Below are 20,156 nucleotides of genomic sequence, written 5' to 3'. Positions count from 1 at the left end.
TGAAAAACATCACCATATCACTACGAAGAATGTTTACTGCAATATTTTACTACCGCAATATTCATTGCACAAACAGTGGAGGAGTTTGAAATATGCAATTTGCCAAAAAGCTGCTGTTGGGCAGTCTGCTTGCAGGAACAACGTTCGCCGGAGCGTCCTATGCGCAGGACGAGGAGACATTCCGGTTCGTCATGGTTTCGCACATCGGCTCAAATGACGCGAACATGGGCTGGCTGACCGAGTCGCTTGCCGCCTTCGAGGAAAAATACCCGAACGTAACCACCGAATATATCTCGACCAATCAATATTCGGTACAGGAGCACGTCCGGCTACTGGAACAGGCGATTGCAACCCGTCCGGACGGCATTGCTGTACCGATCGTCTCTTCTGACGCATTCGAAGGTCCGCTCAGAAAAGCCATCGCGTCGGGCATTCCCGTTGTGGCCTTCAACATTGCCGATGATCGCCCCAGAGAGGAGCGCATCCCCTATCTGACCTATGTCGGTGGCGATGAATTCCTGACCGGCAAACGTCTTGGAGAATACGCGGTTGCTCAGGCCGAGGCCGGAGACATTCCGATGCCCAAACGCGTTGTCTGCGCCTCGCATGACGCAGCGCATCAAGGTCTTAAGGCCCGCTGCGCCGGGATGAAAGAGGCGATGGAAGCCGCCGGGGCCGAATTTGAAGAACTGTTCATTGGCGCGGAACCGGCCACCGCCCGCAATACATTACAGTCCTATCTCTCGGCCAATGAAGATACCAATTACATCTTCACCGTCGCCGGCTGGTCCTCGCCTTGGGCTTGGGGCGTTGCCAACGACATGGAGCTTTCTCCCGATGTCGATGGGGAAGGCGTCACGATCCTGACCGTAGACGAAGGCCCGGTATCCATCGAAGGCGTGCGCGCCGGACACGTTCTTGCCGCCAACTCGCAAGGTTTCTGGTTGCAGGGCTATGCGCCGATGGAATGGCTCTACTGGAACAAAACGCTGGGCTACGAGCCGCAGTCGGACATCCTGACCGGACCCGTCATCATCAACGCAGAGAATGCCGACAAATGGGCTTCTCTGGTGCGCTCGGTCTTCGGCGACAAAGAATACGACACCCAGAATACCTGGTAACAGGGCTCTCCCGGCAAAGCAGGCGTGGATCTCCTCGCCTGCTTTGTTTTCATTCGGGTCAGCCTGTCGCGCGCGCCCCTCCCCCCGCGTTTCTCAAACTGAGGGCCAAAACATGAATTTTCTCACCAAAAGCCAGTCTTTCGGGGCCGTTATTGGTATCGCCGTGATGCTGGCTGCGTTCTCATTGATTGACTTTAACGGGTGGTGGTCCACACGCACCCTGTCAAATGTCGTCCAATTCACCGCCATTCTCGGTTTGATCGCCATGGGGCAGGCCCTCGTGATCATGTCCAAGGAAATCGACCTCTCCGTCGGATCGGTCTACGGCCTCACGGGCGTGGGCTTTATTACCTTGGAGCCAGCGCTCGGCGTCCCCGGATCCTCCATCGCCGCTTTGCTCATCGCCGCGACCTGTGGCCTGCTTCAGGGCATCGCCATCGTGAAAGGCCGACTGCCCTCCATGATCGTCACGCTCGGCGGCCTGTTTGCCTTTCGCGGCCTTATATATGTCTGGACCGGCGGATCAGTTCATGCCTTTGCGGAGGACGCCCGCATTCATCCGGTAACGCGGATGTTCGGCGGAGAGCTTTTCGGCATCGAAGCTGTAGTGTTCTGGCTTATCGGCATCGGGATCGCGCTCAATATCCTGCTCTGGGCCACCCGGTTCGGGAACCGGCTTCTGGCGACCGGCGGTAGCGTGGACAGCGCGGAATCCCGTGGGATCCGTACGGACCGCGTCAAAATCGCAACTTTTGTCCTCAGCGCGCTTTTGGCCGGATTTGCCGGGATCGTGACACTGGCTGACAATCCACAATCGCATGTGACACTGGGCGACCTTCTTGAGCTCGAAGCCATCGCAGCCGCCGTGATCGGAGGCAGCCTCCTGTCAGGTGGGCGAGGCTCGCTCATCGGCGCGGTGATGGGGGCCTTTATCGTCGTGAGTTTCCGTTACGAGTTGATCGCGCTCGGCGCGCCCTCGTCCTGGTTCATCACCTTCGTCGGCATCGTCCTCATCGTTGCTGTGATCTTCAATCAATATCTGGCCCGCCGGGTCGGCCATAACGTGTGACAGGCATTCTCATGACGAACACTCATCCTCTCATTCAGGTCAAAAACCTCGACCTCTATTTCGGTGCATTTCATGCGCTCAAAGACGTTTCCGTTGATTTTCATGCCGGCGAGCTTGTCGGACTTGTGGGCGACAACGGCGCGGGCAAAACCACGCTGATCCGCGTGCTCTGCGGCATTCATACGCCAAGCGCGGGGGAAGTATATTTCGACGGCAATCGTGTCCAGAAATTCCACCCGAAACTGGCCATCGACCAAGGCATCGAAACGATCCAGCAATCCGTGGGCCTTTGCGACAACCTCTCGATTTCTCGCAATTTCTATCTGGGCCGAGAGCCGGTGAAACGCATTTTCGGCATTCCGATCCTCGATTTCAAACAGATGAAAGACATGTCCACAAAGGTGATCCGCGAATTCGGGTTGCGTGACAATGTTTCCGCCGATGATGAAGTCGAACGCCTCTCCGGCGGCGAACGTCAATCCGTTAAGATCGGCCGCGCGGTCGAGTTCAAGAACCGCGTGGTGATCATGGACGAACCGACCAACCACCTCTCCGTGCGCGAACGCGAACACGTCAACGAACTGGCCCTCGCGCTCAAGGAACAGGGGCTTTTAGTCATCTACATCACCCACGATATTTTCCAGGTCCACAAACTCGCGGATCGCGTTGTGATCATGGAAAACGGCGAGAAAATCGAAGACGCCAACACCGACCAGATGTCTGCCGAAGCCCTCGAAGAGGTGATCCGTCAGGGCGGGCGTCTCGTTGAGAAACGGGAGCTGGCGTAATGGCGCTGTCTTCCACGAAAACCCTCGTTCGCAAACATACGGAAGTCGGCATCTTTCTGATTGCGGCCCTCCTCGTGTTTCTCTTCGCGTCCACCTCGGGTGGCAAATGGGCCAATGCCTATAACATCGGCACGATCCTTCAGGTTACGGCCACACTCGGGTTGATGAGCCTTGGTGTCGCCTTGGTGATCGGAACTGGCGAAATCGACATTTCCGTCGGATCGACCTTTGGCATGGGGGCGCTTGTCTATCTTTGGCTCGCGGTGCGCGTCGACCCGGCAATCGCAGCCATGGCCGGGGTCTTTGTCGGTGCCTTGATCGGGACGTTCAACGGTGTGCTGATCACCCGAACCGGCACACCCTCCCTGATCATAACGCTTGGCAGCCTGATGATCTTCCGCGGTCTGGCGATCGCTTTAACCGACGGGTTTTCCTTTTCCGTGCCCTATGCGTCCCGCGATGGGGCAAGCTACTCCATCCTCGGCGGTGGCGAGATTTTCGGCTATAACACGGCACTCATCTGGCTGATCGCAGGGATCGCGATCCTGACCTTCGTGCTCAAGGCCACACCCTATGGTAACCACCTTTTGGCGGTCGGCGGCTCTACATCCTCGGCGCATTCGCGTGGTGTGCGGGTGGACCGGGTCAAACTTACCGCCTTTATCCTCTGCGGTGCCCTTGCGGGTCTCGCCGGGACACTTGAGGCAGGCAAACTTGGCTTTGCCGATGGGTCCATGGGCCGTCTCATGGAGCTACAGGCCATTGCCTCCTGTGTCTTGGGGGGCTGTTTGCTCGCGGGTGGGCGAATCTCTTTGATCGGGACCATCATGGGCACATTCGTGCTCTCATCTATCCAATCCTATCTCGTCGTCATGGGGGTGCGCCCGCAATGGTTCATGCTCCTGCTCGGGGTCATCGTTGTGGTCGCGGCCTATGGGGACCGCTCTTTGCGCCAATGGGCGCTCAAACGCTAAGGAAACAGACATGACAGTTAAGATCGGAATTATCGGGGCCGGCATCATGGGGGCGGATCATGCCCGCATCTTTGTCGAAGAGGTCCCCGGGGTCGAGGTCACGATGATCTGTGACGCCACTGCCGAGCGGGCCGAACAGGTTGCAAGCCGATTGGACATTGCGACTGTGCAAACGGACCCGGAGGCCCTGATCGCCGATACGGATGTGGAGGCGGTTGTGATCGCCAGCACCGATGAAACCCACGCGCCCCTGACACTTTCGGCTTTGCGAGTGGGCAAAAAGGTGCTCTGCGAAAAGCCATTGGCACATTCTGTGGAGGAATGTCGTTCCGTCATCGAGGCCGAAGTCGCCTTGGGTCGAAAAATGGTGCAAATCGGCTTTATGCGCCGCTACGATCCATCCTATGTCGAGATGAAATCCGCGCTGGATGATGGCCTTTTGGGACCAGCGATGATGATGCACAATTTCCACCGCAACGTGACCAGCCCTGGCGCATGGTTCACCGGGGAAATGGCGATCACGAACTCGGCTTCGCACGAATTCGATGTGGCCCGCTATGTTCTCGGCAGCGATTACAAAAGCGTTTCCGTGTTCCAACCGAAGCGTTCCGACGACATGGTTGCGCCGGTGATGATTGTCCTCGAAACGGATCAGGGCCAGATCGTGAATATCGAGATTAACAATAATGCGGCCTATGGCTATGACGTGCGCGGCGAACTGGTCGGCGAAACGGGCAGCGTTTCTCTGAATGCCGGACCGGGCGCCGCCTACAATCTCGCGCTGAAAGGCTACACCGCTTATGCCGCCGATTGGCGCAAACGGTTTCAAGAGGCCTATCGCCGTCAGAACGCCGACTTCGTGCATTTCGTCGCGACAGGAGAGTTTTCGAACATCGCATCGGATGTCTGGGATGGATATTGCGCGACCATGGCCGGTCTTGCCGGGGCAAAGGCCCTGAGAGAGGGACGCCCTGTCAACATCGAATTCATGCCAAAACCCGCGCTGTATCGCTGAGAGAAACACACCCGACAGAGGTCTGGGAAAAGGAAAAACCACATGAAACTAGGATTTGTATCCGACAGTCTCGGCGGAGAAACATTTGAGACCATGCTTGATCAAGCCGTGCGTCTTGGCGTCTCCGGCGTTGAGATCAACACAGGTGGCTGGTCCACCGCGCCGCATTTCGATCTATGCAAAATGAAATCCTCTGCGGAGGCGCGTAAAACGTTTGAAAAAGCCTTTGCGGATCGGGGCCTGGAGATCATCGCACTCAATGCCAACGGCAATCCGCTTCACCCCACACAACCCGAACAAGGGTCCTGTCTCAAGGACACGATCCGAATTGCCGGGGAAATGGGCATCAAAAAGGTGTGCACCATGTCCGGCCTCCCCGAGGGGATGAAAGGCGACAAAATGCCGAACTGGGTCGTCGCGTCCTGGCCGCCAGAAACGCAAGAGATTTTGCGGTATCAATGGGAAGAGCGGTTGATCCCCTTCTGGGAAGAAAGTGCCCAACTCGCAACGGAGTGTGGCGTCGAACAGATCGCGCTGGAACTGCATGGCAGCCAATGCGTCTACAATGTTCCCTCGCTGCTGAAACTGCGGGCCGCCGTCGGGTCGGTGATTGGGGCCAATCTCGACCCCTCGCATTTGTTCTGGATGGGCGCGGATCCCCTGATGGCAGCCGAGGCTTTGGGAGACGCCATTTTCCATGTCCATGCCAAGGATACGATGTTGAACACCCCGGTTCAGGCCACCACCTCGCTTTTGGAAAACGGGTCCTTGATGGATATTTCGGCCCGGAGCTGGTCCTATATCACCCTGGGCTTTGGCCATGGCGAGGAATGGTGGCGGCAGTTCTGTTACCGCCTGAAAATGGCGGGGTACGATGGCTGGCTGTCCATTGAACATGAAGATGTCATGCTCGGAAGTCTGGAAGGGCTGGAGAAATCCATTTCCCTGCTGAACGGCGTGATGCCCGTCGCCGCAAGCGATTACGCCCCACAGGCCATTTGACGCCCCCAATCCGACAAAGAAAGCCGTTATCGCCGTGGCCTTGGCTCTGCGGTCGCCGCCATATCCCGGTGGCGGCCATTTTCACATGAGGCCGACGAGACCGTCCCAACAGAGTTTGACCGCAACCAAGGCGATCGACGCATATGTAAACGGATAAAAGATCTCCGGGCGCATCCGTCGCACGATCCGCGCGCCGATCCAGGTGGCAACAACCGCGACCGGGACCAAGGCCGCAGACAATGTTAGGTTTGCCAGTCCCAATTGGCCCAATGCGAAATAGGGGATGAGCTTCATGACATTCGTCACCGCAAAAAACAGAACCGTCGTTCCCGTATAGAGTTTCGGGTCTATGCGCATTGGCATCAGATAAAGCTGAAGAGGTGGCCCACCTGCATGGGCCACAAAACTCGTATACCCGGCTACGGTTCCGAGAATACGACCGAGCCAGGGACGATGACCGACCACAATCCTTTTCCCCCACAAGCGCGCAAACATCGCGCGACACACAAAAGCACCCGCAACAAGACCCACGATCAACCGGACGGCAGCATCCGACACGATCTCAGCCGTTGCCCATCCGATACCAATCCCGAGAACGGCCCCGGGAAGCACCAGTTTGAGGGTCACGCGATCAAACCAGCCGCGCCATGACATCAGACTGACCCCATCCATGACGATGAGAACCGGCAGGAGAATCGCAGCGGCCGTCACAGGCGGCATGAACAGCGCCATGAGCGGAACGCCCAAGAGGGACAGTGCCCCCAAACCACCCTTTGCCAGACCCACCAAAAACACCGCAAGGACAGAGATCATGAGTTCGAAGGGCGAATGAAACAATGCGTCTAACATAGTGCCTCTTACGTCGAAAAATATAGGTGCTCGGAAGCGGTTTATAATCGCCCCGGACACAAGCGTCGCTTAGTTCAGGAAAAGGATCCGCCGCCCGATGGGTCTTTTGACCGTGATGGACCCTATCTGGTGAACGTCCGAATAGCAATAATAGTTGCAAAGAAGAAAATCGTGCAACTATTTGCCTCATGAAATAGGTGCAATTCGGGCAAGAAATGACACTCCCCTTCTTTCATTGCGAAAGATACTGACAAATTTGATGTTTTTAGATGCTTTATGATGTATTTTGAGATTTATTTTATTCATCATGAGAGTTTCTGATGAAATTACGTCAACAAACATTGCAATCATTTGACTAAAGGCAATATCACGTGCAGCCTGTTGTCAGAGTGCCAATGCACTCGGCGGGGAGGAGACCGCTCACTCAAAAATCAAAGGCGTTAGTCACGCCCGACGTAGTCGGGTGACGGATACGTTGTATCTAAACGTCAACGGGAGGAATAACTTTGAAACTCAAATCGCTACTTATCAGCACGACAACAGCTGCTCTGATCTCAGCCGGTCTGCCGGCCTGGGCTCAAGACAGTAGCAAGAACTGGAGTGATATCGATATTCTCGTCTTGCACTGGTCGCAATCCTCCAACCCCTTCTTCGAGGTGGTGAATGCCGGGGTTCAAGATGCCGCCGAGGATCAGGGCATAAACGTTGACATCCAATTCGGCGAAGAAGACCCGGTCGTCACATCAAACATTCTTGAAACCGCCATCGCCAACGGCGTGGACGCCATCGCACTCGGCCTCGCCGATGACGAGGCCTATGACGAAACGCTTTGTGACGCGGCCTCTAAAGGCATCGTGGTGGTGACCATGAACATCGACGACAGCAAGGGCGCCGATGGCACTTGCCGCCTCGCTTTCATGGGCCAGAACTTCGTCGATGCGGGCTATGCGCTCGGCAAACGGATGATTGAGGAACACGGTCTCTCCGAAGGCGATCTGGTCTTTACTCCCGTCGAGGCGCCCGAAGGCACCTATGCGGTGCTGCGTCACCAAGGCGTCCAAAAAGCCCTCGATGAGGTCGGGGCGACATCCGAGCTGCTCGGTGTGACCAATGACCATGGCACGGCCCTCAACCTGATGACCCAGTACCTGCTCGGCCACCCGGATACTAAGGCGGTGATCGGCCTCGGCCAGACACCAACCTCTCAGGCGGTTCAGGCCACCCGTGACACCGGTCTCGACATCCCCGTGGCGGGCTTCGACATCTCCGATTCCATTCTCCAGAATATTGCAGACGGGGACATGACCGCCGCAGTGGATCAACAGCCCTACAGCCAAGGTTACTACGCAGTGACCCAGGCTGCACTGGCGGTGAAATACGGTCTCTACCCGTCCGAAATGAACACTGGCGGTGCAGGTCTCGTGGATCAGAGCAACTACGAGGCCGCCGTCGAGTGGTCCGGTAAAACCCGCTAACCCAAAACACACTCCATTCATCGGGCGGGCACGGAAACGTATCCGCCTCTACCCAGCCCTTTGCTCGGGAGGCAGAGACTATGTCTGCAACGCACACAGACACCGCCATTTCCTCAGACCATATCGTCGCAGCCATCAAGAAACGTAATGAACGGCCACGCAGTGTGAAAATATTCGACTGGATCACATCACGCCCCGAAGGGGGAATCGCGGTCTTGTTCATCACCGTTCAGATTGTCGCCATCACAGCCGCACTGATCAACCCGGACTTCCGCTATCTGAGCCAGGCGAACCTCTCCGTTATGCTCAAGGCCATTGCCCCTCTCGGGATCATGGCAATCGGTGTCGGCATACTGATGATCGCTGGCGAATTCGATCTTTCAGTCGGCTCACTCTATTCGTTTTGCGCGATTGTCGCCGCCACTCTGACCGCACAATGGGGCGGTGATATCGGCGAGGGAGGCATCCTCGCTCCGTTTTTCGCGATGTTCGTCGGCCTCGCGGTCGGCACCGCAGCAGGCGTGCTCAACGGCGCGATTACCCTGCGTTTCAACATCCCGTCCTTTATCACCACGCTCGGCGCCATGCTCATGTGGAAAGGCGCGACCCTGCTCTATCATGGCGCAACGTCGCTGCGCTTTCGCCCTTCTGAGCCCTTCGCTACGCTGTTCGGCGGCTCCGTGGGCATCGTCCACGCCTCCATCATCTGGCTCGTGATCGTGGCCATCATCGCGGGTCTGGTGTTGCATCATCACCGTCTGGGCAACCATTTCTATGCCGTCGGCGGGAACGACAAGGCGGCTATCGCAATCGGTGTGAATCCGGTCAAGACCAAGCTCATCGCCTTTGGCATCACAGGGTTCCTTGCTGCATTCTCCGGCATCATCGCAGGTGTCCGCGTTTCCTCGATCCAGCCTGGTGGCGGTCAGGGTCTCGAACTCGAAGCCATCGCAGCCTGTGTCATCGGCGGACATGCTCTCATGGGCGGCCGTGGCTCGATCCTCGGCATCGTGCTGGGTACGGCCCTGATGTTCACCATTCAGGATGTGCTGCTGCTTCTGCGCGCGCCTGGCTTCTACTTTGAAATGTTTGTCGGCGCCCTGATCGTCATCGCCGTAATCATGAACATGGCCATTCGCCGTCGCGGCTAAAAGGAGACACGGATATGACAACTCAAGTTGAAACCATTGCCCCCTCCGAACCGGCGGTCGTCGGACTGGACCCGGAGGGCACCCCTCTTCTGCAACTCAAGGATATCGTAAAGCGCTACGGGAGCTTTACCGCCCTCAACGACATGAACTTTCATGTCAACGCGAACGAGGTCGTGGCCCTTCTCGGCGACAACGGCGCCGGCAAGTCCACGCTCGTGAAAATGATGTCAGGGATCAACCCGCCCACCTCGGGCCAAATCTACGCCAACGGCAAACCGGTTCAGTTTCGCAGCCGTGCCGACAGTGAGGCCGCAGGTGTCGAGACCATCTATCAGGACATCGCTCTCGTCGACCCGATGTCGATCACCCGCAATATTTTTCTGGGTCGCGAGATCACAAATGCGCTCGGCTTCATGAACCACAAAGCGATGGAGCAAAAAGCGATCGAGATCCTCGGCTCCTCGGTCCAGATTTCGGGCATCGACGATCCGGACAAGGAAGTTGGCTATCTCTCCGGCGGTCAAAAACAGGCCGTCGCCATCGCCCGTGCGGTTCATTTCAAACGCAACATCCTGTTGCTCGATGAACCGACCTCGGCGCTGTCCGTGCGCGAGACAGAGCACCTCTTGTCCTATGTCGGCGAGCTGCGCGAGATGGGCACCTCCTCGGTGCTGGTGACGCATAACATCTACCACGCCTATCAGGTCTGTGACCGTTTCGTGGTGATGAGCCATGGCGCCAAGGTCTTCGAGGCCAAGAAGGAAGACACCTCGATCGAGGAAATCACCTACCACGTCATCCGCACCTGAGCGGACCACAAAACTAACAAAGGAAAATCAATGGGTTTTTCATCCACAGGCAATTTGCGCAGCCCCGCTCTCGACCGTAAACTCCGTCTCGGATTCGTCGGGGGCGGGCGCGGCGGCCTCGTCGGTACCTGGCATGCCGCGGGCGCGCGTTTGTCAAACCATTGGGACATCGTGGCGGGGGCGCTGTCCTCCGACCCGGACAATGCCCGCGCCTCCGCTCGTGACTGGGGCATCGCCCCAGACCGTGCCTATCTTTCTTACGCAGAAATGGCCGAGGCGGAGGCCGCGCGCGAAGACGGGATTGATGCGGTGGTGATCTGCACCCCCAACTGGACCCACCACGATATCGCTGAGACGTTTCTGTTGGCGGGAATGGACGTGATCCTCGACAAGCCCATGGTCAACACGCTCGAGGATGCCCGCCATCTCGTCGAGATGCAGCGCGAAACGGGTCTGGTTCTGGCCATGACCTACCCCTACACCTATCATGCAATGGTCCGTCAGGCGAAACACATGATCAAGCACGGCGACATCGGCACCGTGCGTCAGGTTCATGTGGAATATGTCCAGGAATGGGCAACGGGAGCGGCCGATCCGAATTTCAAAGGTGCGCAATGGCGCGCCGACAAGGCCAAGGTCGGTCGCGCCGCAGCCACCGGCGATATCGGCACGCATGCCTATCACATTCTCAAATATGTCTCCGGTCATGACATTGCCGAGCTGCGCGCGGATTTCCATGTCTGCGGAGCGGACAAACCTCTTGAGGACACGGTTTTTGTGAACCTCAAGATGGACAACGGCGCGCCAGGCCTCTTGTGGGTCACGCAGGCCGCGCCCGGCAATTTCTGTGGGCTGCGCTTTCGGATTTACGGCGACAAGGGCGGCATCGAGTGGGATCAGGAATTCCCCGAACAACTGCATTACACCCCGCTCGATCAGCCGACCCAAACCCTCACCCGTGGCGCGGGGGCGGGCATGGTGGCGGAGGCAGAAGTACTCTCGCACATGCCGCGCGGCCATCCCGAGGCGCTGACCGACGCCTGGAGCAATCTCTATGCGGAGATCGGCCTCGCCGTCGCACACCGCCGCGAAGGGACACCTCTCCCCGAAGTGCCGCTCGAACTGACAGGGGCTGAGGATGGCGCCCGTGGCATCGCCTTTATCCACGCCTGCGCCGACAGCCACGAGGCCGGCGGCGTGTGGACCGAATTGCGCACGCCCTTCTGAGGAGACCGGACATGACCGACACGGCATTCAATTTCACATTCTCACTCAACCGCACCTGTGCGCCGCAGATGAGCTTGCCGGAGTTTCTCCGGCTCGCGCACGGCGTCGGGGTCGATGCGATCGAGCTTCGCAACGATATGGGCGGGGAGTTGTCGGACATGCCGCACGACGAGTTGCGTGATCTTCTCGATCGGGCGCAAACCCGCGTGAGTTCGGTCAATGCGCTCCAGCGGTTCAACGACATGACCCCTGCCCGTCTGGCTGAGGCGCGCGAGCTTGCCTCGCTCGCACGGGCCTTCGGCGCGGTGGGGGTTGTGCTCTGTCCGTTGATTGATCCCGACATCGGATGGGGCGACACCGAACGCGCGACACGTCTGCGCGACAGCCTCTCGGCGCTCCGCCCCGTCTTTGCGGGCAGTGGCGTCATGGGCCTGGTCGAACCTCTCGGAATGCATGGTTCAACAATGAAAATCCAGAGCGAGGCCGTGGAGGCCATTGAGGATATCGACGGCTGGGACGCTTTTCGCCTCTGCCACGACACCTTTCAATTCTACCGCTGTGGTGACACCCGCATGTTTCCCGAACATTTCGGCATGGTGCATATCTCCGGCATCGCCCGCCCCGATCTAAGTCCTGCGGAACTCGATGAGCCCGACCGCGGTCTGGTCTTTGCGGGGGATCGCGCAGGCAATGTCGCACAACTCAACAAAATCGTCGCTGCTGGTTATCGCGGCCCGATCTCCATGGAACCCTTTGATCCCGAAATTCAGTCGGACCCGGCCCTTTCCGCACGGCTTGCGGCCAGCTTCGACTATATCCGCGCCACGGTCGGAACAGCCTGACGCGCAAGGAGGACCCTGAGATGAATGACAGTCTTTACGGCACCCGCGACAAGCGGGGCAATTACACCCCGAACGAAGCGCTGGAGATCGCTCCGATCTACGCCATGCCGCCGCGCCCCTTGCGCGTGCTCAAATGGCTTTTCGGCCCTGATGGTTATCTCTTTCCTTGGAACGTCGCGCTTTTTGTCGCAAGTGCGGTGACATGGTTCTTTCTCACCCCCTCAATGGAGGTGATGGCCACGCTCACGCCGGGTTGGATCACCTATATCCTGTTGCGCAACATGGCGATGGTGCTGGTCCTGTTCGGTCTTTTCCACCTGCGACTCTATATCCGCAAACGTCAGGGCAATACGTTCAAATACAACCCAAAATTCCCCGAACCCAAAGGTCAGAGCAGCTTTATCCTCGGCTCCCAGACGCGCGAGAACATGTTCTGGACCTTCTGTTTCGGCATTCCGATCTGGTCCGCCTATGAGGTCCTGTTCCTCTGGGCCTTTGCCTCGGGCCGGTTGCCGATCCTCGAATTCGCGCAAAGCCCCGCCTGGTTCGTCGGCTTCTTCTTCCTCATCCCGCTGTGGCGCGAGTTGCATTTCTACGTGATCCACCGCCTGATCCACTGGGGGCCGCTCTACCATTGGATCCACAAGGTCCATCACAACAACGTCAATCCGGGGCCGTGGTCGAGCCTGTCCATGCATCCGGTAGAGCATCTCCTGTATTTCTCGGTGACGCTGATCCATGTGGTGATCCCCTCGCATCCGCTGCACTTTCTCTACACGCTGCAACATGCGGGACTGGGTTCCATCGTCGGCCATATCGGGTTCGACAAGGTGGTGACTGGCGAAGACAAAGCCATGGATACCCATGCCTATACCCACTACCTGCACCACAAGTTTTTCGAGGTGAACTACGGCGACGGCACCGTGCCGCTCGACAAGGTCTTCGGGACCTTTCACGATGGCACCAAGGCAGGCGACCGCAAGATGGACGAACGCCGCCACGCACGCCTGAACAAACAGTAATCCGTTTCGCGCGGGAATGTGATCGCCCGCGCGGACTCTCCGCACATCCTATCTTGAAAGAGGACACCCATGCCTAATCCCCGCCCCACCGTCGCCGACATCCGTGCGCTCAAAGGCCAGCGTCAATTGTCGATGCTCTATGTAGAAACCCCCGACGAGGCCGCCGCAGCCGCCGAAGCCGGGATCGACATGCTGTCGATCATCGACCCGCTCTGGACCCCCGAAATGCGCGAAGCGGCGGGGAGTTGTTTTGTGCAGGTTGGCCTGCTCTATGGCGAGCTGGTGACCACCGAAGATTATCTGCGCGCCGCGCACCGCGCGGTGAAGGACGGCGGGGATTCCTGCTATTGCGCGGCAAGTCTTGGCACTGTGCGGGCCATGGCCGATGAGGGCATCCCCGTGGTCGGCCATGTCGGCCTCATCCCGTCGCGCTGCACCTGGACCGGCGGGTTTCGCGCCGTGGGCAAGGACAAATCAAGCGCCCTGCTCGTCTGGGAGCAGACGAAGGCACTCGAAGAGGCAGGTGCTTTCGGGGCCGAGCTCGAAGTTGTGCCCGACCGCGTTGCCGCCGAGATCACCAAACGCACACCGCTGATCATGCTCGGCATGGGCGCGGGCTCGGGCGCAGATGCGCAGTATCTCTTTGCCGAAGACGTGCTTGGCTGCACCCGTGGACACAAGCCGCGCCATGCCAAGACCTATCGTGATTTCGCCGCCGAATACGCCCGTCTGCAAAAGGAACGGATCGCCGCCTTCGGTGAATTCCGCGCGGATGTGGAGAGCGGTGCCTATCCGGCTGAAACCCACACGGTCCCGATTGAGGATGCGGAATTCGAGGCCTTCCTGTCCGAACTTCCGTCCGAATCTTGACCGTTCCCTGATCCTTTTCCCGCGTCCCTCCCAGCCCGCCCCGATCCTGTCGGGGCGGGTTTATCGTATCCGCGATAGGCTCAATAGCTTTCGCTCGTGACCAATTGCATACGGATGAAATGTTGCCCCATGGAACTCCCCAAGCCCTCACTCGCGACCTGCAATGCCAGACGATAGCATTCGTTCATGATGTCGAAAGCAGGGGTGTCAATGACCATGGAGACAAGCCCCTCAGTCATCGCATGACGCGTCAGCTCGGCAAATTCATTTGCGACGATATCGACCTGCCCAGCCTTCTTTTCCTCTCGAACGGCACGGATCACGCCCTCACGTCCACCACCGGCACAGTAGATACCCGCGAGCCTGGGGTGCCGCGCCATAACGGACAGGGTGGCCTCAAACGTAAAATCGGCAATATCGAGATTGACCATTGTTTCAAGCACGGAAATATCGGAACGGTTCTGGCGCAACCATGTCCGAAACCCTGTCTCACGCAATTCGTGGCCGTGCCAGCGATGCCCGCCCACGAAAAGGGCCAGCTCGTATTTCGGAGCCCCTTCCGGACGGACCGGCAAAGCGCGGGCGAGCATGGACGCCGCCGTACGGCCCACCTTGAGATTGTTCGTCCCGACAAAGGCCTCCCGCACGCCCTGCCCCACCTCGGACAAGATTGCATATGCTGGAATGCCCTTGTCCCGCAAAACTTCGATCTCATGCGTGACATCGGCATGATCGACGGCAATCATGCCGATCGCGTCCACTTTTTCGCCCATCTCCGCCAAAGCGCGCGACACATCGTCCGGGTCTGCGGCCGCAATGAAATTCACCGTCAAACGCACATTCGCGCCGTTGAACTGCGACGCAGCACGCTCGGCCTCCTGTTTGAAATGGGTGTAAAACTCCGGTTCGATATTCGGCAAAAGCAATCCGAAATGCAGTTTGGGGACATCGCCGCCGATCCGTTTCTGAAGCAGGGGCGTGGCGTGATAGCCGATCCGTTCAGCGGCCTCATACACTCTCATCGCGGTTGCGGCCCGCACCGATTGACGTCCGTTTAAAACACGATCAACGGTCGCAACGGAAACTCCGCTAACTTCTGCTAAATCTTTGATTTTTGGTCTTTTCATTAGTTCATCACCTCAAAACACATCAGCAATATATATTGCTGATGATGTTTTTTGAAATATTTTTTGCGAAAATATGCACTTTTTATTGCGCTCGCAAAGCCCCTGTCTCTAGCCTCAAGACAACAGACACCCGGAAAGACGCCGGGCTCGGATCGGGAGGACTGAGATGTCACGAAGCAATCGCGACTACGCGCTCTTGGGGCGCGATGCCAAGCTGGCAGAAGAAATTGGACTGGTGTCCGCGCAATGGTATCACACGGATATTTCGCGCAAGGACATGAAAGCGCTGATGAAGCGCAAGGACGGCCCCGCCATCCGCGACACGATCATCCTGTTCGCAGTGATGATCGCCTCGGCGGGCATGGCCATCTACCTCTGGCCAAGCTGGTGGTCGGCCCCTTTCTGGCTCATCTACAGCGTCTTTTATGCGTCCGCGATGGATTCGCGCTGGCATGAATGCGGGCATGGCACCGCGTTCAAAACGCGCTGGATGAATGATGCGCTCTATCACATCGCCTGTTTCTGCATGCTGCGCAATCCGGTGGCCTGGCGCTGGTCGCACACCCGCCACCATACGGATACGATCATCGTCGGACATGACCCTGAAATCATCGCCATGCGTCCCGCCGTCGTCGCCCGCCTGATGCTCAATTTCTTCGGGATTTTTGAGTTCATCCACAATGCCGGCCAGGTCTTTTCCCTCGCTGCGGGCCGGATGTCCGACCAGATGAAATCCTTTATCCCCGAACAGGAACGGCACAAGGCCTTTACGATTGCCCGCATCTGGATCGTGATCTACCTCGGCGTGTTGGCTCTTGCGATTTCTATGGGCTCGATCCTGCCCTTCATGCTCGTCGGCCTGCCGATTTTCATGGGCAGCTGGCACATGGTGATGACCGGCTATATGCAGCACCTGGGTCTTGCCGAAAACGTGCTCGACCATCGTCTGAATTCGCGCACCGTCTACATGAATCCGATCAGCAGATTCATCTACTGGAACATGAACCTGCACGTCGAACATCATATGTTCCCGATGGTGCCCTATCATGCCTTGCCGGCCCTGCACGAACGGATGAAACATGACCTGCCGCCAGCGCTGCCCTCGATCTTTGCAGCCTATCGCGAGATCATTCCTGCGCTGATCAAACAATTCTCGAACCCGGATTGGTTCGTTAAACGACAGCTCCCGCCCACGGCCAAACCCTATCGCCCGGAATTTCACGGCGATCTGGAACCCGGCCAGCCGACACCCGGCATCGGAGGATATCCCAACATGCCCTCTGGCCCCGTGGCCGCCGAATAACCGGCGCAGTACCACGTCCCATTCCACCTTATTCTCAGAAAGGACATCGCATGCCCTGGATTGCAGCCTGCGTCAAAGACGACATCGAAGAAGAAGATCTCATCCGGTTCGACCATGGGGGGCGCACCTACGCGATCTACCGTAGCCCCGACGACGAATTTTTCTGCACTGACGGTCTTTGCACCCACGAGGATGTGCATCTCGCCGACGGGTTGGTGATGGATCACGTCATCGAATGCCCGAAACACAACGGCCAGTTCGACTACCGCACCGGCGAGGCGATGCGCGCGCCTGTGTGCAAAAATCTGGGCACTTATCCGGTCAAGCTTGAGGGCGAGTCCGTCTTTGTGGACCTGCCCTGATGGACCACAGCGATATCATCATTGTCGGTGCTGGTGAGGCCGGTGTCAGGGCTGCTTTTGCCCTGCGTGAGAACGGATTTGATGGCTCTGTCACGCTGTTTTCGGAGGAGGAAGCACTTCCGTACGAGCGTCCCCCTCTCTCCAAATCTGCAGTCGAAGGCACGGCAAAACTCATCGCCGCAGAAGAGGCCTATGCGGATGCCCGGATCAACCTGCTCCGTGGGCAGTGTATTCACGGCATCGACACCGACAAGAAAACGGTGTCCTGCGACTCTGGCGTGCACGGATACGAAAAATTGCTCCTGACAACGGGGGCTGAGGCCCGTCGGCACCCGCTATTCCCCGATGCATGTTACCTCCGACGGGACACGGATGCCGCCAGAATCCTCCCGCATCTCGAGAAGGAAAAGCACCTTGTAATCCTTGGTGCCGGTTTTATCGGGCTCGAACTGGCTTGCACGGCGCGACTGTTTGGTGCGGAGGTAACGGTTGTCGAAATCGGCCCGCGCATTCTCGGACGCGCTGTGCCCGAAGACCTTGCTCTGAAACTGCATGAACGGCACGTCAATGAAGGAGTCCGCATACTGACGAACACAACCATCACCCCCGTTGAGAAACACCTTCAATTGAAAGACGGAACCCGCATCAATGCCAATCTGGTCGCCGTCGGGATCGGGTCCTGTCCGCGCACAGACCTCGCCGAAAGATCCGGCCTAATCTGTGAAAATGGCATCGTGGTGGATAAAAGATTTCGCACCAATGCTCCAGACGTCTACGCCGCCGGAGATTGTTGCGCTGTTTGCGAGAGCGGCGGCTTACGCCGCTATGAAAGCTGGCGTGTAGCCCGTGAACAGGCCGAATATGCAGTTCTCGCGATGCTTGATCAGATGCCGAAAGAGCCGTTGTTGCCTTATTTCTGGTCTGATCAATATGATATGTGCCTTCAAGTCAGCGGTCATACGGAAGCGTCAAATCAAAAAGTCCTTCGCGACTTGGGAGGCAAGGGACAACTCGTTTTCGAACTCAACCAGGCAGGCCAGCTTGTTGCTGTCAGCGGTCTTGGCAGAGGAACGTCAATTTCAAAGGACTTCAAATTGTCTGAACGGCTGATCCGGGCGAAAGCAAAGCCTGCGGCTGTTGATCTCGCCGCCCCTGAAGTTTCGCTGAAAAAGGTTGGCACATGACTGCACAGATCATTGATGGAAAGGCCTTCGCGGCCACAGTCCGCGAGAAGGTTGCGGCCCATGTGGCGCGGCTCAAGGAGGAACATGCGATCACGCCGGGTCTTGCGGTCGTGCTCGTCGGCGAGGACCCCGCGAGCCAGGTTTACGTGCGTTCCAAGGGCAAGATGACCGTCGAGGTCGGCATGACGTCCTTTGAGCACAAGCTTCCTGCCGAGACCTCCGAGGCCGATCTTCTGGCGCTGATCGAGGCGCTCAATGCCGACAAATCGGTGCATGGCATCCTCGTCCAGCTTCCGCTTCCGGACCATCTCGACGAGGATCTGGTGATCAATTCCATCGCGCCCGAAAAGGACGTCGACGGGTTTCACATTTCCAACGTCGGGCTTCTGGGCACGGGCCAAAAGGCCATGGTGCCCTGCACGCCGCTCGGCTGTCTGATGATGCTGCGCGACCATCACGGTTCGGTTTCGGGCCTCGACGCGGTTGTGATCGGGCGCTCGAATATCGTCGGGAAACCCATGGCCCAGCTCCTTTTGGGCAACAGCTGCACGGTGACGATCACGCATTCGCGGACCAAGAATCTTGCAGACGTGGTCAAGCGTGCGGACATCGTGGTGGCCGCCGTGGGGCGCCCCGAGATGGTGCCCGGGGACTGGATCAAACCCGGCGCGACGGTGATCGACGTGGGCATCAATCGCATCGACGCGCCCGAGAAGGGTACGAAAGAGGACGGCAGTGTCAAGATGCGGCTCGTGGGCGATTGCCATTTCGACAGCTGCGCCGAGGTGGCGGGCGCGATCACCCCTGTGCCGGGCGGTGTCGGCCCGATGACCATCGCCTGCCTTCTGGCCAACACGGTCACCGCCTGTTGTCGTGCGAATGGCTTGGCCGAGCCCGAGGGGCTGACGGCTTGATTCAAGAATAAACCACCCTAACCAACATCATTCGGGCGCCGATCAGGGGGAGGCGGCCGTCCAAGGAGTATCTTCATATGACCAAATTCTGCCTCACCGTCGCTTGCGACACCTCGCGCGGGATCGTCGCCGCGATTGCCGGCTTTCTGTCCGATCACGGCTGCAACATCACCGACAGTTCCCAGTTCGACGACATAGAGACGGACAATTTCTTTATGCGCGTGAGTTTCGAGTCAGAGAAGGGTGTCGGGCTCGAGGCGCTCGAGGCGGATTTTGTGCCGATCGCCAAGGATTTCGCCATGATGAGCGCCTTTCATGACGAGAGCGTCAAGATGAAGGTGGTGATCATGGTGAGCCGTTTCGGCCATTGCCTCAACGACCTTCTTTACCGCGTCAAGATCGGTGCGCTGCCGGTGGAAATCGTGGCTGTGATCTCCAATCACATGGATTATCAAAAGGTTGTGGTGAACAACGACATTCCGTTCCACTGCATCCGCGTGACCAAGGACAACAAGCCCGAGGCGGAGGCCGCGATCATGAAAGTGGTCGAAGATGCCGATGCCGAGCTGATCGTTCTGGCCCGGTACATGCAGATCCTCTCGGACCAGATGTGCCAGAAAATGTCGGGGCGGATCATCAACATCCACCACTCGTTCCTGCCCTCGTTCAAGGGGGCGAACCCCTATAAACAGGCCTATGCGCGCGGTGTGAAACTGATTGGCGCGACCTCGCATTATGTCACCGCGGACCTCGACGAGGGTCCGATCATCGAACAGGACGTGGTGCGCATCACCCACGCCCAGAGCGCCGAGGATTTCGTGGCGCTGGGGCGCGACGTCGAAAGCCAGGTCCTGGCCCGCGCGATCCACGCCCACGCCCACCACCGCGTGTTCCTCAACGGCAACAAGACGGTCGTCGTCCAGGCCAGCCCGGGGAGCTATTCCTCAGAGCGGATGGGGTGAGAACGGAATGACCCTGATCGTCTTTGACGGTCGGGGGTTCATAGCTGAATTGACGGCGTGTCTTTCAGGCAAAATAAAGTCTTTCCATCA

The 20,156-nt window shown here is 58.1% G+C and carries 20 protein-coding genes; 18 read left to right on the top strand and 2 right to left on the bottom strand.

Annotated elements, in window-relative coordinates; translation table 11 throughout:
- Nucleotides 1-92 precede the first annotated feature (92 nt).
- The 6 genes from ACN0X0_RS17915 to ACN0X0_RS17890 all read left to right on the top strand — a co-directional run bounded on the left by ACN0X0_RS17915 (nucleotide 93) and on the right by ACN0X0_RS17890 (nucleotide 5,969).
- Nucleotides 93-1,121 (top strand): sugar ABC transporter substrate-binding protein, encoded by a 1,029-nt coding sequence (locus ACN0X0_RS17915; RefSeq protein WP_417280284.1) that lies wholly within the window; start codon nucleotides 93-95, stop codon nucleotides 1,119-1,121.
- A 112-nt stretch (nucleotides 1,122-1,233) separates the two neighbouring features.
- Complete coding sequence (locus ACN0X0_RS17910) at nucleotides 1,234-2,190, top strand: ABC transporter permease (RefSeq protein WP_417280283.1); 957 nt, start codon at nucleotides 1,234-1,236, stop codon at nucleotides 2,188-2,190.
- Between the two features lie 11 nt (nucleotides 2,191-2,201).
- A complete protein-coding gene (locus ACN0X0_RS17905; RefSeq protein WP_417280282.1) occupies nucleotides 2,202-2,978 on the top strand; it encodes an ATP-binding cassette domain-containing protein in 777 nt (258 codons plus the stop codon).
- The gene (locus tag ACN0X0_RS17900; RefSeq protein ID WP_417280281.1) at nucleotides 2,978-3,952 is read left to right on the top strand and encodes an ABC transporter permease; all 975 of its coding nucleotides are present in this window, start codon (nucleotides 2,978-2,980) and stop codon (nucleotides 3,950-3,952) included. The genes ACN0X0_RS17905 and ACN0X0_RS17900 overlap by 1 nt, the downstream gene beginning before the upstream one ends.
- Before the next feature lie 10 nt (nucleotides 3,953-3,962).
- Nucleotides 3,963-4,967 carry a Gfo/Idh/MocA family oxidoreductase gene (locus tag ACN0X0_RS17895; RefSeq protein ID WP_417280280.1) on the top strand — a complete coding sequence of 335 codons (1,005 nt, stop codon included), beginning with the start codon at nucleotides 3,963-3,965 and terminating at the stop codon, nucleotides 4,965-4,967.
- 42 nt (nucleotides 4,968-5,009) lie between these two features.
- Nucleotides 5,010-5,969, top strand: coding sequence for a sugar phosphate isomerase/epimerase family protein (locus tag ACN0X0_RS17890; RefSeq protein ID WP_417280279.1), 960 nt, complete (start codon nucleotides 5,010-5,012; stop codon nucleotides 5,967-5,969).
- An 81-nt stretch (nucleotides 5,970-6,050) separates the two neighbouring features.
- On the opposite strand, the gene ACN0X0_RS17885 is transcribed toward ACN0X0_RS17890, so the two are convergent.
- Entirely contained in the window at nucleotides 6,051-6,818 is a 768-nt protein-coding gene (locus ACN0X0_RS17885; RefSeq protein ID WP_417280278.1) for a sulfite exporter TauE/SafE family protein, read from the bottom strand.
- A 506-nt stretch (nucleotides 6,819-7,324) separates the two neighbouring features.
- Between ACN0X0_RS17885 and ACN0X0_RS17880 the strand changes: the two genes are divergently transcribed.
- The 7 genes from ACN0X0_RS17880 (at nucleotide 7,325) to ACN0X0_RS17850 (ending at nucleotide 14,214) form a co-directional block, all read left to right on the top strand.
- Nucleotides 7,325-8,293: a substrate-binding domain-containing protein gene (locus ACN0X0_RS17880; protein ID WP_417280277.1), complete on the top strand. Its 969-nt coding sequence runs from the start codon at nucleotides 7,325-7,327 to the stop codon at nucleotides 8,291-8,293.
- 80 nt (nucleotides 8,294-8,373) lie between these two features.
- Complete coding sequence (locus ACN0X0_RS17875; RefSeq protein WP_417280276.1) at nucleotides 8,374-9,444, top strand: ABC transporter permease; 1,071 nt, start codon at nucleotides 8,374-8,376, stop codon at nucleotides 9,442-9,444.
- 14 nt (nucleotides 9,445-9,458) lie between these two features.
- Nucleotides 9,459-10,253 (top strand): ATP-binding cassette domain-containing protein, encoded by a 795-nt coding sequence (locus ACN0X0_RS17870; RefSeq protein WP_417280275.1) that lies wholly within the window; start codon nucleotides 9,459-9,461, stop codon nucleotides 10,251-10,253.
- 30 nt (nucleotides 10,254-10,283) lie between these two features.
- Nucleotides 10,284-11,480 (top strand): Gfo/Idh/MocA family protein, encoded by a 1,197-nt coding sequence (locus tag ACN0X0_RS17865; protein ID WP_417280274.1) that lies wholly within the window; start codon nucleotides 10,284-10,286, stop codon nucleotides 11,478-11,480.
- Nucleotides 11,481-11,491: 11 nt separating this feature from the next.
- On the top strand, nucleotides 11,492-12,322 hold the full coding sequence (locus ACN0X0_RS17860; RefSeq protein WP_417280273.1) for a TIM barrel protein: 831 nt from the start codon (nucleotides 11,492-11,494) through the stop codon (nucleotides 12,320-12,322).
- 20 nt (nucleotides 12,323-12,342) lie between these two features.
- Nucleotides 12,343-13,344: a sterol desaturase family protein gene (locus tag ACN0X0_RS17855; RefSeq protein WP_417280272.1), complete on the top strand. Its 1,002-nt coding sequence runs from the start codon at nucleotides 12,343-12,345 to the stop codon at nucleotides 13,342-13,344.
- 69 nt (nucleotides 13,345-13,413) lie between these two features.
- Nucleotides 13,414-14,214, top strand: a complete 801-nt coding sequence (locus tag ACN0X0_RS17850; protein WP_417280271.1) for a 3-methyl-2-oxobutanoate hydroxymethyltransferase — start codon at nucleotides 13,414-13,416, stop codon at nucleotides 14,212-14,214.
- A gap of 80 nt (nucleotides 14,215-14,294) precedes the next feature.
- Here ACN0X0_RS17850 and ACN0X0_RS17845 read toward each other — a convergent pair whose 3' ends face one another.
- Nucleotides 14,295-15,341: a LacI family DNA-binding transcriptional regulator gene (locus ACN0X0_RS17845; RefSeq protein ID WP_417280270.1), complete on the bottom strand. Its 1,047-nt coding sequence runs from the start codon at nucleotides 15,339-15,341 to the stop codon at nucleotides 14,295-14,297.
- 166 nt (nucleotides 15,342-15,507) lie between these two features.
- On the opposite strand from ACN0X0_RS17845, the gene ACN0X0_RS17840 reads away from it, so the two are divergent.
- From ACN0X0_RS17840 to purU, 5 genes are all read left to right on the top strand, one after another.
- Complete coding sequence (locus ACN0X0_RS17840; protein WP_417280269.1) at nucleotides 15,508-16,644, top strand: fatty acid desaturase family protein; 1,137 nt, start codon at nucleotides 15,508-15,510, stop codon at nucleotides 16,642-16,644.
- 50 nt (nucleotides 16,645-16,694) lie between these two features.
- Nucleotides 16,695-17,006: a MocE family 2Fe-2S type ferredoxin gene (locus tag ACN0X0_RS17835; RefSeq protein WP_417280268.1), complete on the top strand. Its 312-nt coding sequence runs from the start codon at nucleotides 16,695-16,697 to the stop codon at nucleotides 17,004-17,006.
- Complete coding sequence (locus ACN0X0_RS17830; RefSeq protein ID WP_417280267.1) at nucleotides 17,006-18,190, top strand: NAD(P)/FAD-dependent oxidoreductase; 1,185 nt, start codon at nucleotides 17,006-17,008, stop codon at nucleotides 18,188-18,190. Before ACN0X0_RS17835 ends, ACN0X0_RS17830 begins: the two co-directional genes overlap by 1 nt.
- A complete protein-coding gene (folD, locus tag ACN0X0_RS17825; RefSeq protein ID WP_417280266.1) occupies nucleotides 18,187-19,104 on the top strand; it encodes a bifunctional methylenetetrahydrofolate dehydrogenase/methenyltetrahydrofolate cyclohydrolase FolD in 918 nt (305 codons plus the stop codon). Before ACN0X0_RS17830 ends, folD begins: the two co-directional genes overlap by 4 nt.
- Before the next feature lie 77 nt (nucleotides 19,105-19,181).
- Nucleotides 19,182-20,066 carry a formyltetrahydrofolate deformylase gene (purU, locus tag ACN0X0_RS17820; protein WP_417280265.1) on the top strand — a complete coding sequence of 295 codons (885 nt, stop codon included), beginning with the start codon at nucleotides 19,182-19,184 and terminating at the stop codon, nucleotides 20,064-20,066.
- Nucleotides 20,067-20,156 lie beyond the last annotated feature (90 nt).

Source organism: Celeribacter sp. (genome assembly GCF_048270365.1).
Classification (GTDB): Bacteria; Pseudomonadota; Alphaproteobacteria; order Rhodobacterales; family Rhodobacteraceae; genus Celeribacter.
This window is presented reverse-complemented; position numbering and strand designations above follow the sequence as displayed.